This window comes from Paraburkholderia yinzeri (assembly GCF_046581065.1).
Classification (GTDB): Bacteria; Pseudomonadota; Gammaproteobacteria; order Burkholderiales; family Burkholderiaceae; genus Paraburkholderia.
The window spans coordinates 2,769,624-2,785,862 of record NZ_JBFOCJ010000001.1; the positions used below are offsets into that span (position 1 = coordinate 2,769,624).

14 protein-coding genes are annotated in these 16,239 nt (G+C 66.0%); 3 read left to right on the forward strand and 11 right to left on the reverse strand.

Going from position 1 to position 16,239, the window contains the following annotated elements:
* Positions 1-5: 5 nt before the first annotated feature.
* From fabZ to rpsB, 11 genes are all read right to left on the reverse strand, one after another.
* Positions 6-470, reverse strand: coding sequence for a 3-hydroxyacyl-ACP dehydratase FabZ (gene fabZ / locus WJ542_RS13245; RefSeq protein ID WP_027793623.1), 465 nt, complete (start codon positions 468-470; stop codon positions 6-8).
* Between the two features lie 175 nt (positions 471-645).
* On the reverse strand, positions 646-1,734 hold the full coding sequence (gene lpxD, locus WJ542_RS13250) for a UDP-3-O-(3-hydroxymyristoyl)glucosamine N-acyltransferase (protein ID WP_411189724.1): 1,089 nt from the start codon (positions 1,732-1,734) through the stop codon (positions 646-648).
* Between the two features lie 32 nt (positions 1,735-1,766).
* Complete coding sequence (locus tag WJ542_RS13255; protein ID WP_411189725.1) at positions 1,767-2,348, reverse strand: OmpH/Skp family outer membrane protein; 582 nt, start codon at positions 2,346-2,348, stop codon at positions 1,767-1,769.
* A gap of 219 nt (positions 2,349-2,567) precedes the next feature.
* Positions 2,568-3,956, reverse strand: a complete 1,389-nt coding sequence (rseP, locus tag WJ542_RS13260) for an RIP metalloprotease RseP (RefSeq protein WP_411189726.1) — start codon at positions 3,954-3,956, stop codon at positions 2,568-2,570.
* A 52-nt stretch (positions 3,957-4,008) separates the two neighbouring features.
* Complete coding sequence (locus tag WJ542_RS13265; protein WP_411189727.1) at positions 4,009-5,190, reverse strand: 1-deoxy-D-xylulose-5-phosphate reductoisomerase; 1,182 nt, start codon at positions 5,188-5,190, stop codon at positions 4,009-4,011.
* 10 nt (positions 5,191-5,200) lie between these two features.
* Positions 5,201-6,010 (reverse strand): phosphatidate cytidylyltransferase, encoded by an 810-nt coding sequence (locus tag WJ542_RS13270; RefSeq protein WP_411189728.1) that lies wholly within the window; start codon positions 6,008-6,010, stop codon positions 5,201-5,203.
* Complete coding sequence (uppS, locus tag WJ542_RS13275) at positions 6,004-6,792, reverse strand: polyprenyl diphosphate synthase (RefSeq protein ID WP_411189729.1); 789 nt, start codon at positions 6,790-6,792, stop codon at positions 6,004-6,006. The genes WJ542_RS13270 and uppS overlap by 7 nt, the downstream gene beginning before the upstream one ends.
* A gap of 64 nt (positions 6,793-6,856) precedes the next feature.
* Positions 6,857-7,417 (reverse strand): ribosome recycling factor, encoded by a 561-nt coding sequence (gene frr / locus WJ542_RS13280; protein WP_027793616.1) that lies wholly within the window; start codon positions 7,415-7,417, stop codon positions 6,857-6,859.
* Between the two features lie 96 nt (positions 7,418-7,513).
* Positions 7,514-8,230 (reverse strand): UMP kinase, encoded by a 717-nt coding sequence (pyrH, locus tag WJ542_RS13285; protein ID WP_233863188.1) that lies wholly within the window; start codon positions 8,228-8,230, stop codon positions 7,514-7,516.
* 231 nt (positions 8,231-8,461) lie between these two features.
* A complete protein-coding gene (gene tsf / locus WJ542_RS13290; protein WP_411189730.1) occupies positions 8,462-9,343 on the reverse strand; it encodes a translation elongation factor Ts in 882 nt (293 codons plus the stop codon).
* Between the two features lie 211 nt (positions 9,344-9,554).
* Positions 9,555-10,310 (reverse strand): 30S ribosomal protein S2, encoded by a 756-nt coding sequence (gene rpsB / locus WJ542_RS13295; protein ID WP_411189731.1) that lies wholly within the window; start codon positions 10,308-10,310, stop codon positions 9,555-9,557.
* Between the two features lie 405 nt (positions 10,311-10,715).
* On the opposite strand from rpsB, the gene map reads away from it, so the two are divergent.
* From map to WJ542_RS13310, 3 genes are all read left to right on the forward strand, one after another.
* The gene (map, locus tag WJ542_RS13300; protein ID WP_411189732.1) at positions 10,716-11,537 is read left to right on the forward strand and encodes a type I methionyl aminopeptidase; all 822 of its coding nucleotides are present in this window, start codon (positions 10,716-10,718) and stop codon (positions 11,535-11,537) included.
* A 132-nt stretch (positions 11,538-11,669) separates the two neighbouring features.
* Positions 11,670-14,249 (forward strand): [protein-PII] uridylyltransferase, encoded by a 2,580-nt coding sequence (locus WJ542_RS13305; protein ID WP_411189733.1) that lies wholly within the window; start codon positions 11,670-11,672, stop codon positions 14,247-14,249.
* Positions 14,250-14,256: 7 nt separating this feature from the next.
* Positions 14,257-16,206 (forward strand): pseudouridine synthase, encoded by a 1,950-nt coding sequence (locus WJ542_RS13310; RefSeq protein WP_411189734.1) that lies wholly within the window; start codon positions 14,257-14,259, stop codon positions 16,204-16,206.
* The last annotated feature ends 33 nt before the right edge of the window (positions 16,207-16,239 follow it).

Here is a 16,239-nt window from a genome sequence, read left to right on the forward strand (position 1 = left end):
CGTGATTACGCGGCCGAGTCGTTCTTCTTCACGGTGCACATCAGCTCTGCTTCGCAGGCGACGACGCCGTCCACTTCCGCATGCGCCTTGAACTTCCAGATGCCGCGCATGTAGCGCTCGAACGTGGCGTTCAGGATCAGCTGGTCGCCCGGCTCCACCACGCGCTTGAAGCGCGCCCCGTCGATGCCGACGAAGTAGTAGAGCGTATTCGTGAAGTCCTGCTGCTCTTCCGAGAACGTGAGAAGCGCGGCGGTCTGTGCGAGCGCCTCGAGGATCATCACGCCAGGCATCACCGGGCGCGTGGGGAAATGGCCCGTGAAAAAGGGCTCGTTGACGGTCACGTTCTTCAACGCCTTGATGCTCTTGTGCGGCTCCAGTTCGAGGACCCGGTCGACCATCAGGAACGGGTAGCGATGCGGCAGCAACGTGAGGATCTTGTGGATGTCGAAGTTGAGTTTTTCGATGTTCATGGTGTTTCTGCTCACGCAGGAATAGCGCGAAGATGACTGCAAGTACCGACGCCGACGGCGCGCATTGACGCGCAGTATGCGCCACGCACACGAAATCGGGCATGCGGATCTGCCCGGGGCGCGCGGCTGCCAGTGCGCACCGACGCCCCGGAGGGGTCCTGTTGTCCCTGTTCTTTTACGTGCCTTGCGGCTTTTCGGCGAGCGCGGCCTCGAGCGCCCGGATGCGGTCGCGCAGCTTGTCGATATTGCGCAGGAGCGCAGCGCTCTTGTTCCAGTCGGCATGATCGACGGCCGGGAACGCGCTCGTGTAGATGCCTGCCTTCGTCAGCGACTTCGAGACGCCCGATTTCGCCGTGACGATCACATAGTCGGCGAGCGTCACGTGGCCGGCAATGCCCACGGCGCCGCCAATCATGCAATGCTTGCCGATCGTGGTGCTGCCCGCGATACCGGCGCAACCGGCGATCACGGTGTACGCGCCGATCCGGCAGTTATGCCCGATCTGCACGAGATTATCGATCTTCACGCACGTTTCGATGACCGTATCGGCCATCGCGCCGCGGTCGATGGTCGTGTTCGCGCCAATCTCCACGTCGTCGCCAATCTCGACACCGCCAACCTGCGGAATCTTGACCCAGCTACCCGTGCGCGCCTCGCCGTCGCCCTGGAAATCGGGGGCAAACCCGAACCCGTCGGAACCGATCACGGCGCCCGCGTGCACGATCGCCCGCTCGCCGATACGGCAGCCATGATAGACGGCCACACCCGGATAGAGATGCGAGCCCGCGCCGATCTGCGTGCCACGTCCGACGAATACATTCGCGTCGAGCCGCACGTTCTCGCCGATCGTGGCGCCAGCCTCGACGGTCGCATTCGGACCGATCACGGCAGTCGCGGCCACTTTCGCCGTGGGGTCGACACTCGCACGGGCATGCACGCCGGGCTGAAGCTTCGGCGCGGCGAGGTCGATGAACGCCTGCGCTACGCGCGCGAAATAAGCATACGGGTTGGGTGTGACGATGAAGTTGCGTTCGCCATGCCCAGGGACGTCGCGCGAAGCGAGCTTGCCGAGATCGTCGGGGCTGATGAGCACGGCCCCGGCACGCGTCGTCTCGACCTGCGCGAGATATTTGGGATTAGCGAGGAACGCCAGTTGCTGCGGACCGGCCTGGTCGAGCGGCGCGAGCGAGCCGACGCGCTGCGCCGGATCGCCCATCACTTCACCGCCGAAACGCCCGGCGAGTTCCTCAAGCGTAAAAGCCATGCTTGTGCTGCTCCTGCCTTGTTTTTCTTGCGTCAGTTCGCGCTTGCACCCGACGCCGCTGCGGCCGGCGTCGCCGTAAGAGGGGTCGCCGACGCGAGCGCCTTCAGCACCTGGTCGGTGATGTCGATGCGCGGACTGACATAGACCGCTTCCTGCACGATCAGGTCGTAGTGCTGCTGTTCGGCGATCTGCTTGATCACCTTGTTCGCCTTGTCCAGCACCGCCGCAAGTTCCTCGTTGCGGCGCTGGTTCAGATCTTCGCGGAATTCGCGCTGCTTGCGCTGGAAGTCGCTATCGAGCTGCGACAGATCGCGCTGCTTCTGTGCGCGGTCGTTCGGCGACATTGTCGGACCGTTCTTGTCGAGCGCGTCGGACATCGCCTTCAGGCGTTGCGCCATGTCTTGCAGATCCTTGTCGCGCTTGGCGAATTCGGCTTCGAGCTTGGTCTGCGCGGCCTTCGCCGGGGCAGATTCGCGCAGGATGCGGTCGGAGTTGACCGCCGCGATTCTCGCTTCCTGCGCCTGGGCCGCGCCCGCGCCAAAAGCGAACACCGCCAGCGACAGCGCCATGGCCCCGATCACCCGTCTTGAAAACATACCCGTTAGCAAAGTCATCCTCTCGTTTCTATGGAAACCCGTTTCTGTACAACCCACTACCTGCTGTTCACCGCACCTGCTGTTCTACACCGCTGTTCAACACCGCCGCTCAACACAACTCGCGCGTCTGCGCGGTATCTCCCGAGCCGCGAATGGCATGGTCGCTGCGTGAGCAACCAGTCTTCAGACATCGCTGCATCGGGCCGGGCAACTCGCCCCCGGACGCCGCCCGACACTTTAAAAATGGATTAACCGAGCCAGATCGTTGAACAACGCAATCGCCGACAGCGCGACGATGCAGGCAAGCCCTGCACGCTGCAGCACGAGCTGCCAGCGGTCCGATACGGCTTTGCCCGTTACGGCTTCAACCAGATAATATAACAGATGCCCCCCATCCAATACCGGAATTGGGAGCAGGTTGAGTACGCCCAGGCTAATGCTGACAAGGGCGAGGAAGGACAGAAAGGCCGACGGTCCGAGACGCGCGCTCTTGCCCGCATAGTCGGCAATCGTTACCGGACCCGACAGATTCTTGAGCGAGGCTTCGCCCGTAATCATGCGGCCGAACATGCGCAGCGAGTACGTCGCGATGTCCCACGTGCGCCAGGCGCCCAATTGCAAGCTCTCGAGCGGCCCGTAACGCACGTCCACCGAAGGCGCCTGCACTTCGAGCGCCGCGCCGATACGTCCCACCTCGTCGCCCGTCTCGTCGTCGCGCTGGGGCTGCGGCACCACCGTCAGCGTGACCGCCTGCCCCAGACCCTGGTTCGCCTCGCCGCGCTGCACTTCGAGCCGCAACGGCTTGCCCGCGTGCGACTTCACGTACGTGATGAACGTATTCGCGCTGTCCACCGGGCGGCCGTCGATGGCGAGCAGCCGATCGCCCTTCAGGAGCCCGGCCTGCTCCGCCGCGCTGCCCGGCTCGACACCGCCGACCTGCAATGCGCCGCCACCCGGCTCGAGGCCGAGGCGCGACATGAAGTCGTCGTCGAGATCCTTGCCGGAAAGCTGCGAAAGATCGAGCGGGAAATCGTAAGTGCTGTTGCCGTCGTGCGCGGCCAGCACGACGCGGCCATGATCGAATGCCGCGCTCAGCAGCTTCCAGCGCAGATCCGACCAGGAACGCACGGGCTCGGTGTCGTTGCCGTTTGCATCGCTGACCGAAACGATCTTCTCGCCGCCCTGGAAGCCGGCTTTGGCGGCCGCCGATTGCGCAGGCGGCGCGGCGACGATCGCCGTCGGCTCGTTCACGCCGGTCGCAAAGACCAGCGACAGGAGCGCCACGGCCAGCACGAAATTCGCAATGGGCCCGGCGGCCACGATCGCAATGCGCTTGCCGACCGACTGCCGGTTGAAGGCGTGCGGGAGGTCGCTTGCGGCTACGCTGTCGGGCGATTCGCGCTCGTCGAGCATCTTGACGTAGCCGCCGAGCGGCAATGCCGCGATCGTCCACTCGGTGCCGCTCTTCTTGCTGACCCACTGCAGGAGTGGTCTGCCGAAGCCGATCGAAAAGCGCAGAACCTTCACGCCGCACAAACGCGCGACGCTGTAATGCCCGTACTCATGCGCGACGACCAGCACGCCGATCGCGACGATGAAAGCCACCAGTTCGGTGAGCAGGTTCATATGCGCCTCCTGCGTGGTCCAGTGCGAGTGCGGGCGCGGCCTTGAAGCAACCTCAGGCCGGCACCGGCAGGCTGTCTATGACGGCGTGCGCCGCGCGGCGCGCCGCAGCGTCGGCTGCCATCACGACCTCGAGGTTCGACGCACCCGTGTTGTCGAGCGCGCTCAGCACCGCGTCCACCGTTTGCGCGATCGCCGTGAAACCGATGCGGCGGTTCAGGAACGCTTCCACCGCGACTTCATTCGCTGCGTTGAGCGTCGCACTCGCAACGCCGCCTTCCGCGAGCGCCTTCATGGCGAGCGCGAGGCACGGGAAGCGCTGGTAATCGGGCTTCTCGAACGTGAGCGTCGCGACCTGCGTGAGGTCGAGCTGTGCGACGCCCGAGCCGACGCGATCCGGGAACGCCAACGCGTGCGCGATCGGCGTGCGCATGTCGGGATTGCCCAGTTGCGCGAGCACCGAACCATCGGCGTACGAAACCATCGAATGGATCACGCTCTGCGGATGGATCAGCACGTCGATGCGCTCGCCCGGCAGATCGAACAGATAGTGTGCCTCGATCACTTCGAGGCCCTTGTTCATCATCGTGGCCGAATCGACGGAGATCTTGCGCCCCATCGACCAGTTCGGATGCTTGCAGGCTTCCTCCGGCGTCACGTCGACGAGCGTAGCCGGCTCGCGCGTGCGAAACGGTCCGCCCGAGGCCGTGAGGATGATCTTCGAGACGCCGCCGTGCGGCGACGCTTCGCGCGGCAGGCACTGGAAAATGGCATTGTGCTCACTGTCCACCGGCAGCAGGATCGCGCCGTTGTCGTGCACCGCGTTCATGAAGATGTCGCCCGACATCACGAGCGCTTCCTTGTTCGCGAGCAGGATGCGCTTGCCGGCCTGCGCCGCCGCAAGCGTGGGCGCGAGGCCCGCCGCGCCGACGATCGCCGCCACCACGGTGTCGCAGCCGTCGCTCTTCGAGACGTCGACGAGCGCCTGCGGCCCATACGCGACAACGGTACGGCAGCCGGCTTCACGCAGCTTCCTTTCGACGCGCGCGGCGCTGTCGGCGTCGCCGACCACGGCCACCTCAGGCTCGAAGCGCAGGCATTGTTCGACGAGTTTGTCGCCGTTGCGGTGCGCGGTGAGCGCGTACACCGAGAAGCGTTCCGGATGACGCGCGACGACGTCGAGCGTGCTGTCTCCGATCGAGCCCGTCGACCCGAGTAATGTCAGTCTTTTTTGCATATTCAATTCTCTAGGCGAGCAGCAGCATCGCCAGCGGCAGCACCGGCAGCAGCGCGTCGATGCGGTCGAGCACTCCGCCGTGGCCCGGCAACAGGCCGCTCGAATCCTTCACGCCGGCCTGGCGTTTCAGCATCGACTCGAACAGGTCGCCGACCACGCTGAACGCAACCAGCACGGTAAGCATGAAGAGCGCGCGGCCCGTGCCAGCTTCGAGCGCCAGCGCGGAATACAGCGTCGGCTCGAACGCGTGCAGGGCGATCGCCGCCGCCGACACCACCATCACGGCCGCCCAGCCGCCCACCGCCCCCTCCCAGGTCTTGCCCGGGCTGATGGCGCTGGCGAGCTTGTGGCGCCCAAATGCCTTTCCCGCAAAGTATGCGCCGATATCGGCAAGCCAGACGACGAGCAGGAGCGAGAGCACGAAGGCCACGCCCGCCGCGCGCGCCGCCACGAGCGCATGCCAGCATGCGGCGAAGGTCACGAGGCCCGCGGCGAGCAGGAACACGCGCCAGGCGCCCGCGGCGAGCACCGGCTTGCGCAGCAGCACGTACGGCCCGACAACGATCCAGAACACGCCGGCCGCCTGAAAGAGCGGGCGCGGCGCGTCGAGCCGGGTGCTCGCCGCCACGGCGAATGCGGCGATGACCGCATAGACGATCGATCCCGCGGTGCCGGCCTTGAGCAGCCTCGCCCATTCCCAGGCGCCGAAAACGACCACGACGCCGATCAGCGCGCCGAACGCCGCCACCGGCGCGAACAGCGTGACCGGCAGGAAGACGGCCAGCAGGACGATCGCCGTGATGACACGGGTCTTTAGCATGAAAGCGAGTCGGCGTTCTGGTTCTGGGTTCGAGGCTCGAGCTGCGCGCTCGTACGGCCAAAACGGCGTTCGCGCTCGGCATACGAATCGATCGCTCGGCCGAGAGCGGCGGCATCGAAGTCGGGCCACCAGGTGTCGGTGAAATAGAATTCGGCGTAGGCGAGCTGCCACAGGAGGAAATTGCTGACGCGCTGCTCGCCGCCGGTGCGAATGAAGAGATCGGGCTCCGGCGCGTAGGCCATGGCGAGGTGCTGGCCGAGCGTGTCCTCGGTCACCGACACGGGCTCGCCGCTACGGGCGCTCTCCTCCACCAGCTTGCGCGTGGCCTGCAGGATGTCCCAGCGGCCGCCGTAATTCGCGGCAATCGTCAGGGTAAGGCGCGTGTTGCGCGCCGTTTTGGTCTCGGCGCGGCGGATCAGGTCCTGAATGCGCTCGTTGAACATCGACACGTCACCGACGACACGCAGGCGAATGCCGTTTGCATGCAGACGCCCTACCTCGCGCTCGAGCGCGGTGACGAAAAGCCGCATCAGGAACGACACTTCGTCGGTCGGGCGGCGCCAGTTTTCGGAACTGAACGCGAACAGCGTCAGGTACTCGACGCCCCGCTCGACGCACGCCTCGACGCACGAACGCACGGCGTCGACGCCGCGCGTATGCCCCGCGACGCGCGGCAAGCGGCGCTGGGTCGCCCAACGGCCATTGCCGTCCATGATGATCGCGATGTGGCGCGGCACGGCCGCCACGTCAGGCACGCGAACGGTTGAGCTGGTATAGGTCATGGCCGTCGGACTCAAACTACGATTAGGAAGGAGAAACCCTGGCGGGACTGAAGGCCTCGCGGCCTCAGACCGTCATGATTTCGGCTTCCTTGGTCTGGACGAGCTTGTCGATCTCGGCCACGAAGCGGTCGGTCAGCTTCTGGACGTCGTCGCCGCCGCGGCGCTCGTCGTCTTCCGAGATTTCCTTGTCCTTCACGAGCTTCTTGAGCTGCTCGTTGGCGTCGCGGCGCAGGTTGCGCACCGCGACTTTCGCCGTCTCGCCTTCGTTCTTGACGACCTTCGTGAGCTCCTTGCGGCGCTCTTCGGTCAGCGCAGGCATCGGCACGCGGATGAGGTCGCCGTGCGTGGCCGGGTTCAGGCCCAGATCCGACTCGCGGATCGCCTTTTCGATGATCTGGACCATCTTCTTTTCCCACGGCTGGACGCCGATGGTGCGTGCATCGACGAGCGTCAGGTTGGCCACCTGCGAGATGGGCACGGGCGAGCCGTAGTAGTCGACCTGGATGTGATCGAGCAGACCGGTGTGCGCCCGGCCCGTGCGGATCTTCGCCAGATCACTCTTGAACGCTTCGATCGAGCGCTGCATCTTCTGCTCGGCGCCCTTCTTGATGTCAGCCACAGCCATTTTGAAACCTCCGAAACTTCCTGACGGTACGGGTCCGCTCAAGCCCCGGCATACTCCGGGAGCGGCCCGCAATCGAGCCTCTCGTAGAACGAGAGTTTACACGTGGACGAGCGTACCCTCGTCTTCGCCCTGAACGATGCGCTTGAGCGCGCCCGGCTTGTTGATCGAAAACACGCGGATCGGCAGCTTCTGGTCGCGGCACAATGCGAATGCCGTCGCGTCCATCACCTGCAGATTGCGGCCAATCGCCTCATCGAAGCTGATCGTCGAGTAGCGCGTGGCCGTCGGGTCCTTCTTCGGGTCCGCCGAGTAGACGCCGTCGACCTTGGTCGCCTTCAGCACGACCTCCGCGCCCACTTCCGAGCCGCGCAGCGCAGCGGCCGTATCGGTCGTGAAGAACGGGTTGCCCGTGCCGGCCGCGAAGATCACGACCTTGCCCTCTTCGAGCTGACGGATCGCGCGGGGGCGGATGTACGGCTCGACCACCTGGTCCATGCGCAGCGCCGACTGCACGCGCGCCTCGATGCCCGCATGGCGCATGGCGTCCTGCAGGGCGAGCGCGTTCATCATCGTGGCGAGCATACCCATGTAGTCGGCGGTCGCGCGGTCCATGCCGGCCGCGCCGCCCGCGACGCCGCGGAAGATATTGCCGCCACCGATCACCACCGCGAGCTGCGTGCCGAGCCTCACCACCTCGGCCACATCCGCGACCATTCGTTCGATCGTGGCGCGATTGATGCCAAAGGCATCGTCGCCCATCAGGGCTTCACCGGAGAGTTTGAGCAGGACACGTTTATAGGCGGGTGTGGGCATGGGGTATCCAGATCGCGCGGAAAGGCAATAACTTGAAACTGTAGGGGTGAAATACGGCTTCGGGCAAGCGCCACCAGAAATGGCGGCGACAGAGCGCCACCTCGCGCGGGGCGGGCTGGCTCGCGCTCAGGCGTCGCTGCGCTGCCCGCCGCGGCGGAAAAGCTCCGCCGCGGCTACTGCAATGCTGCTGATACTACGGTGCTGCTGTCCTTACTGTGCTGCGCGCGGACCTTATTGCTGCTTTGCAGCAGCGACTTGCGCGGCCACTTCGGCGGCGAAGTCGTCCTGGCGCTTCTCGATGCCTTCGCCGACCACGAACAGGGTGAACTTCTGGACCGATGAACCGGCGGCCTTCAGCATCTGCTCGATCGTCTGCTTGTCGTTCTTCACGAACGTCTGGTTCAGCAGCGAGACTTCCTTCAGGTACTTCTGGACCGAGCCTTCGACCATCTTCGCGACGATCTCGGCCGGCTTGCCCGATTCGGCAGCCTTCTGCTCGGCAATGCTGCGCTCCTTGGCAATCAGGTCGGCCGGCACGTCGTCCGACGACAGCGAGACCGGCTTCATGGCGGCGATGTGCATCGCCACGTCCTTGCCGACCTGCTCTTCGGCGCCCGTGTACTCGACGAGCACGCCGATGCGCGTGCCGTGCAGGTACGCAGCCAGCTTGTTCGAGGTTTCGAAACGCGAGAAGCGGCGAATGGACAGGTTTTCACCGATCTTGCCGACGAGCGCGAGGCGCACGGCGTCGACGGTCGAACCGTCCAGCGGCAGCGCCGACAGGGCCGCGACGTCAGCCGGGTTCTGCGTGGCAATCAGCTCGGCGACCGTCTTCGCGAAGGCGAGGAAATCGTCGTTCTTCGCGACGAAGTCGGTTTCGCAGTTCAGCTCGACCACGGCGCCCGCGTTGCCGGCGATGAACGAAGCGATCACGCCTTCGGCCGTGACGCGCGATGCCGCCTTGCTCGCCTTGTTGCCGAGCTTCACGCGCAGGAGCTCTTCGGCGCGCGCCATGTCGCCGTCGGCTTCCGTCAGCGCCTTCTTGCATTCCATCATCGGCGCGTCGGTCTTCGCGCGCAGTTCTGCCACCATGCTTGCGGTAATTGCCGCCATCATTCGCTCCTTGAGTCTGTCTGGTACACGCCGACCGCCTTTCGATGCGGCCAGCAGGAATTCGTTTCCGCGAGACATGCTTTTTTACAGTCTCGCCATGCTGCCCGTATGACGCGAATGCCACGAATCGTACGGCGCAGCAGCGAAAGCCGCAGCTTAAAAAAAAGGGGCCTATGGAAAGCCCCCTTTTGTTGCCGCGACACGGGGCAGCTTACGCCTCCGAATTGACCTCGACGAACTCGTCGTCGCCGTCGTTGCCGCGTGCGGCCACGACCACTTCGTTGACCGCGTTCGCACGGCCTTCGAGGATCGCGTCAGCCACGCCTTGCGTGTACAGCGCGACGGCCTTGCTGGCGTCGTCGTTACCCGGGATGACGTAGTCGATGCCTTCCGGCGAGTGGTTCGTATCGACCACGGCGATGACGGGGATGCCCAGCTTGTTGGCTTCCGTCACGGCGATCTTGTGGTAGCCGACGTCGACCACGAAGATCGCGTCCGGAATGCCGCCCATGTCCTTCACGCCGCCGATCGACTTTTGCAGCTTGGCGATTTCGCGTTCGAACAGGAGCGCTTCCTTCTTGCTCATCTTTTCGAGCTCGCCCGCTTCAACGGCCGCTTCCATGTCCTTCAGGCGCTTGATCGAAACCTTCAGCGTCTTGAAGTTGGTCAGCATGCCGCCGAGCCAGCGCGCGTTGACGAACGGCATGCCGGCGCGTTGCGCCTCTTCGGCGATCGTGTCGCGCGATTGACGCTTCGTGCCGACGAACAGGATCGTGCCGCGGTTCGCTGCCAGTTGACGCACGTACTTCAGCGCGTCGTTGTACATCGGCAGCGTCTTTTCGAGATTGATAATGTGAATCTTGTTGCGATGACCGAAGATGAAGGGGGCCATCTTGGGGTTCCAGAAGCGCGTTTGGTGACCGAAGTGGACACCGGCTTCCAGCATTTGACGCATGGTGACTGCCATGTAATTCTCCATGAGGGTTTGGGTCTGAAGCCGGCTGCCGTATCGATTGCGCCCTCTTTCGTCCTTTCTGGCGAAAGGACTCTGGCGCGAACGACACCCTGGATGCACCGGCTCGCGGATTTGCTACGTTTGCTGCCTTCGTTTGCTACCTTCCTGCCACCAACCAAGCCCGCGACAGCGACGAACTGGTGAGCCAACGCCCGATTCCTCCACGTTTTGAAAGAATACAGGGATCGACTTAGCCGATGAGTATAGCATGCGGGCGGCAGCTTGCTCAAGCCAGCTATTACCCTTGGGAATGACTGCCTGGGTAAGACTAACAGTGCCTCGCCCCTTTCAAAAGCCAGCGACGGCCTGGATTAGGTGCGATAATTTCGTATTCGACTGCATTTTCAGGCGCACACCATGGCCATCTCGATCAAGAACGAAGAAGACGTCGCGCAAATGCGCGTCGCCTGCCGGCTGGCGAGCGAAGTGCTCGACTACATCACGCCGTTTGTCGCCGCCGGCGTGACGACCGGCGAGCTCGACCGCCTGTGCCACGAATACATGACGAACGTGCAGGGCACGGTTCCCGCCCCGTTGAACTACCAGCCGCCCGGCTACCCGCCGTACCCGAAGGCCACCTGCATCTCGGTCAACGACGTGATCTGCCACGGCATTCCCGGCGAAAAGACGCTCAAGAACGGCGACGCGCTCAATATCGACATCACCGTCATCAAGAACGGCTATTTCGGCGACACGAGCCGCATGTTCGTGGTCGGCGAAGGCTCGATCCTCGTGAAGCGCCTCGTCCAGACGACCTACGAGTGCATGTGGCTCGGCATCGACCAGGTGCGCCCGGGCGCGCATCTAGGCGACATCGGCCACGCGATCCAGCGCTATGCCGAGGCGCAGGGCTACAGCGTCGTGCGCGAATACTGCGGCCACGGTATCGGCACCGTGTTCCACGAAGACCCGCAGGTGCTGCACTACGGCCGCCCCGGCACGGGCATCGAGCTCGTGCCCGGCATGATCTTCACGGTCGAGCCGATGATCAACGCCGGCCGCCGCGAGATCCGCACGATGCCGGATCAGTGGACCGTCAAGACCAAGGACCGCAGCCTTTCGGCGCAATGGGAGCATACGGTGCTCGTCACCGAAACCGGCTATGACGTGCTGACCGTCTCCGCGGGTACGCCGGCCAGGCCCGCCATCGTTGCTCAAGCGGCAGGCACGGCGGCTTAACCGGCGCCCGCCGGGGGCTCCGCGGGGGCACGCGGCAGTGCCGACGCCCGCAAGGGGCGCCTCGCCCCAGATCCGGCCCGGATGCCGTCCCGGCCGGCCAGTTTCCAACCCGCGCACGGATAACCCGAGCCCATGAGCGTGACCGCCGTTGCCGTTCCCGATACGTCGTCGCTGAAGTCCGACTACAAGGCCGCCAAAGTCCAGCTGCTCGAGCGCTTTCGCAGCGCCGCCAACGTCGATACGCTGATGCGGGCGCTGGCCCGCATCACCGACGACACGCTGCGCCGCGCCTGGCACGCCTGCGAGCTGCCGGCCTCGCTCGCGCTCGTCGCCGTGGGCGGCTTCGGCCGCGGCGAGCTCGCACCATACTCCGACGTCGACATCCTCGTGCTGCTCCCCGACGACGAGCCGCTCGCGCCGCTCGAAGCGCGCATCGAGCGTTTCATCGGGCTTGCGTGGGACCTTGGGCTCGAGATCGGCAGCAGCGTGCGCAGCGTCTCGCAGTGCCTGGAGGAGTCGGCGAACGACGTCACCGTGTGCACGTCGCTGCTCGAAGCACGCCGCATCACGGGCAGCACGACGCTCTTCGGCGACTTCACGCAGCGCTATCGCGACGCCATGGATCCGCGCGCCTTCTTCCAGGCGAAGGTGCTGGAAATGCGCCAGCGCCACGCGAAGTTCCAGGACACGCCGTACTCGCTCGAACCGAACGTGAAGGAAAGCCCGGGCGGCCTGCGCGATCTGCAGTTGATCCTCTGGATTACCGAAGCCGCCGCATTCGGCAGCAGTTGGCGCGAGCTCGAGCAGCGCGGGCTGATCACGGGCCGCGAAGCGCGCGAGCTGCGCCGCAACGAAGCGTTCCTCAAGGCGCTGCGTGCCCGCCTGCACGTGATTGCGGGACGGCGCCAGGACATTCTCGTGTTCGATCTGCAAACGGCCGTAGCCGAGAGCTTCGGCTACGCGGCGAGCGCCGCGCGCCGGGCGAGCGAGCAGCTCATGCGCCGCTACTACTGGGCGGCGAAGGCGGTCACGCAGCTCGCGACGATCCTGATCCAGAACATCGAAGCCCAACTGTTCCCGAGTACAAGCGGTGTGACGCGCGTGCTCTCCGATCATTTCGTCGAGAAACAGGGCATGATCGAGATTGCGAGCGACGACGTGTTCGAGCGCGAACCGCACGCGATTCTGGAAGCCTTCCTGCTCTATGAGCAGGTCCAGGGCGTGAAAGGTCTCTCGGCACGCACGCTGCGCGCGCTCTACAACGTCCGCGAAAAAATGGATCTGCACTGGCGGCGCGATCCCGAGAACCGGCGTCTCTTCATGGAAATCCTGAAGCAGCCGGCCGGCATCACGCATGCGCTGCGTCTCATGAACCAGACCAGCGTGCTCGGGCGCTACCTGCTGAACTTCCGGCGCATCGTCGGGCAGATGCAGCACGACCTCTATCACGTCTACACGGTCGACCAGCACATCCTGATGGTGCTGCGCAACCTGCGCCGCTTCGCCGTCGCCGAGCACGCGCACGAGTACCCGTTCTGCAGCCAACTGATCGCCAACTTCGAGCGCCCGTGGGTGCTCTACGTCGCGGCGCTGTTCCACGACATCGCCAAGGGCCGCGGCGGCGATCACTCGGAACTCGGCATGGCCGACGCGCGGCGCTTTTGCCGCGAGCACGGCATTGAAGGCGACGATGCGGCGCTGGTCGTCTGGCTCGTGCAACACCATCTGACAATGAGTCAGGTCGCCCAGAAACAGGACACGAGCGACCCCGAAGTCATCAAGCGCTTTGCCGACCTGGTCGGCTCCGAGCGGCGCCTGACCGCGCTTTATCTGCTGACGGTCGCCGATATCCGCGGCACGAGCCCGAAGGTCTGGAACAACTGGAAGGGCAAGCTGCTGGAGGACCTCTATCGCTCGACGCTGGCCGTACTAGGCGGTGCGCGGCCCGACACGCATTCCGAACTGAAGACGCGCCAGGAAGAAGCGCTCGCGCTGCTGCGTCTCGAAACGGTGCCCGAGCACGTGCACGGCCCGCTCTGGGAGCAGCTCGACGTCGGCTATTTCCTGCGTCACGACGCCGCCGACATCGCCTGGCAGACACGCGTGCTCTACCGGCACGTGCAAACCCCGACACCCGTCGTGCGCGCACGCCCCTCGCCGATCGGCGAGGCGCTGCAGGTGCTCGTCTACGCGAAGGACCGCCCCGATCTTTTCGCGACGATGTGCGCCTACTTCGACCGCAGCGGCCTTTCGGTGCTCGACGCGCGCGTGAGCACGACGCGCCACGGCTACGCGCTCGACAACTTCATCGTCGCCCACACCGAGGGCGACGTGCATTACCGCGACATCGCGAACCTCGTCGAACAGGAGCTCGCGGCACGCCTCACCGCCACCGACAGCCCGTTGCCCGAACCGGCAAAGGGCCGTCTGTCGCGCCTTTCGCGCACCTTCCCCGTGACGCCGCGCGTCGACCTGCGGGCCGACGAGCGCGGGCAATACTACATCCTGTCCGTGTCGGCCAACGACCGGCCAGGCCTTCTTTATTCCATCGCGCGCGTGCTGGCCGAGCACCGGGTCGGCGTCCACGCGGCGCGGATCAATACGCTCGGCGAGCGCGTCGAGGACGTCTTCCTGCTCGACGGCACCGGTTTGTCCGATAACCGGCTGCAGATCCGCGTCGAGACCGAATTGCTGCGCGCAATAGCAGTGTGAAATAACCATGTCTACCCGAGCCAAACTCACAGCCAAGCATCCGCGAACGGCCACGCCCGAGCGCGCCCCGGTCCGACGCGGCAGCACGACCGCGCGCAAGCCCGCCAAGCCGGCCGCGCCCCCCGCTGCGGCGAAAACGGGCAAGCCCGCCGGCGCGCAGGGCGCAACGCGCCCGCCTCGCAGCACGGGCGCGAAGGCCGCGGCGCCTCGGGAACGCGGCGCGTCGGACCGCCCGCCGCGGGCCGCGCAAGGTGAGCGTCCGGCGCGATCCTCCGCGCCGGCCTACGGCGAGCGCCGTAGCAGCGTGTCGGGCAAGCCGGCAGGCGCCCGGGCGCCGCGCGCCGAGATGGACCGCCAGACGGGCGAGCGCCGCCGGCCCGCTCCGGCACGCGACGGCGACGCGCCGCGACAGACGCGTGCGTGGGCGCGCGATGACGACCGGCCTGCCCGCGCGCGTCGCGAAGGTTACGACGCGGAGCGCCGCCCGGCTCGTGCTCGCAGCGCGGGCGCTGAAGACGAGCGACGCCCGGTGCGCTCGCGCGGCGCAAGCGGCGGCCGTACGGAAGACCGTCCGGCCCGCGCGCGCAGCGAAGGCTACGGGGATGAGCGCCGCCCGCCGCGCGAGCGCTCCGCAAGCCCCGACGGCGAACGCCGCCCGGCACGGACTCGTGCGGAAGGTTATGGCGATGAACGCCGACCCGCCCGAGCCCGCGCAGAGGGTTACAGCGATGAACGCCGACCCGCACGGGCCCGCGCAGAGGGTTACAGCGATGAACGCCGACCCGCACGGGCCCGCGCAGAGGGTTATGGCGAAGAACGCCGCCCGGCGCGCCCGCGTAGTGAAGGCGCAGACGACCGCAAGCGCCCGTTCGCCGACCGCAAGCCAGCCGGTGCGGCCCCGCGCCGCGAATTCGGCAATGCCGAGGGCCGCCGCCCGCGCGACGACCGTGGCGCGCCGCAAGGCCCACGTCGAGCGCCAGAAGAGCGCGGCTACGCTCGGCCGGCGAAAGCATCCCACGGCGAGCGCGACGCCGCTGCCCCCCAGCGCCGGACCCCGGGCGATCGCACGGGTGAGACGCCGCGACCGCGCCGCAGCGGCGAAGACGCACCGGTGCGCAAGATCGCGACGCGCGTGAAGCAGAACACTGCCCACGCGGAACCGGCGCCGCGCCGCGCCGCGCACGAGGGCGAAGACGCCGCCGGCTCGCTGCGCCTCTCGAAACGCATGTCGGAGCTGGGCCTGTGCTCGCGCCGCGAGGCCGACGAGTGGATCGAGAAGGGCTGGGTGTTCGTCGATGGCGAGCGCATCGATACGCTCGGCTCGAAGGTCACACCCGACCAGCACATCGAGATCGACCCGGCCGCGCGCGCCGCGCAGGCCCGCCAGGTGACGATCCTCCTGCACAAGCCCGTGGGCTACGTATCGGGCCAGGCCGAGGACGGCTATGCGCCGGCGGCCACGCTGGTCACGGCGGAGAATCACTGGGAAGGCGACCGCTCGGGCGTCCGCTTCTCGCCGCTGCACCTGCGCACGCTCGCGCCGGCGGGCCGCCTCGACATCGACTCGACTGGCCTCCTCGTGCTGACCCAGGACGGCCGCGTGGCGAAGCAGTTGATCGGCGAGCAATCGGACGTCGACAAGGAATACCTCGTGCGCGTGACGTACGGCGACCACGAAGCCGAGATCGATCAGCACTTCCCCGCCGAGCTCCTCGCGAAGCTGCGCCATGGCTTGTCGCTCGACGACGTACCGCTCAAGCCCGCGATGGTGAGCTGGCAGAACGGCGAGCAGTTGCGCTTCGTGCTGCGTGAAGGCAAGAAGCGGCAGATCCGCCGCATGTGCGAACTGGTCGGCCTGAAGGTGGTGGGCCTGAAGCGCGTACGCATGGGCCACGTGCTGCTGGGGGCACTCCCGCAGGGCCAATGGCGCTATCTGACGCCCGACGAATCGTTCTGATCGCGGTTCTCGTCACGCACGGCGGTGCGCTTG

Excerpts from the sequence above, each read along its gene's own strand:
- lpxD (WP_411189724.1), bottom strand. The coding sequence starts at position 1,734 with ATGGCTTTTACGCTTGAGGAACTCGCCGGGCGTTTCGGCGGTGAAGTG.
- uppS (WP_411189729.1), bottom strand. The coding sequence starts at position 6,792 with ATGACCTATACCAGCTCAACCGTTCGCGTGCCTGACGTGGCGGCCGTG.
- WJ542_RS13310 (WP_411189734.1), top strand. The coding sequence starts at position 14,257 with ATGTCTACCCGAGCCAAACTCACAGCCAAGCATCCGCGAACGGCCACG.
- fabZ (WP_027793623.1), bottom strand. The coding sequence starts at position 470 with ATGAACATCGAAAAACTCAACTTCGACATCCACAAGATCCTCACGTTG.
- tsf (WP_411189730.1), bottom strand. The coding sequence starts at position 9,343 with ATGGCGGCAATTACCGCAAGCATGGTGGCAGAACTGCGCGCGAAGACC.
- rpsB (WP_411189731.1), bottom strand. The coding sequence starts at position 10,310 with ATGGCAGTCACCATGCGTCAAATGCTGGAAGCCGGTGTCCACTTCGGT.
- WJ542_RS13255 (WP_411189725.1), bottom strand. The coding sequence starts at position 2,348 with ATGACTTTGCTAACGGGTATGTTTTCAAGACGGGTGATCGGGGCCATG.
- rseP (WP_411189726.1), bottom strand. The coding sequence starts at position 3,956 with ATGAACCTGCTCACCGAACTGGTGGCTTTCATCGTCGCGATCGGCGTG.
- map (WP_411189732.1), top strand. The coding sequence starts at position 10,716 with ATGGCCATCTCGATCAAGAACGAAGAAGACGTCGCGCAAATGCGCGTC.
- frr (WP_027793616.1), bottom strand. The coding sequence starts at position 7,417 with ATGGCTGTGGCTGACATCAAGAAGGGCGCCGAGCAGAAGATGCAGCGC.
- WJ542_RS13270 (WP_411189728.1), bottom strand. The coding sequence starts at position 6,010 with ATGCTAAAGACCCGTGTCATCACGGCGATCGTCCTGCTGGCCGTCTTC.
- WJ542_RS13305 (WP_411189733.1), top strand. The coding sequence starts at position 11,670 with ATGAGCGTGACCGCCGTTGCCGTTCCCGATACGTCGTCGCTGAAGTCC.
- WJ542_RS13265 (WP_411189727.1), bottom strand. The coding sequence starts at position 5,190 with ATGCAAAAAAGACTGACATTACTCGGGTCGACGGGCTCGATCGGAGAC.
- pyrH (WP_233863188.1), bottom strand. The coding sequence starts at position 8,230 with ATGCCCACACCCGCCTATAAACGTGTCCTGCTCAAACTCTCCGGTGAA.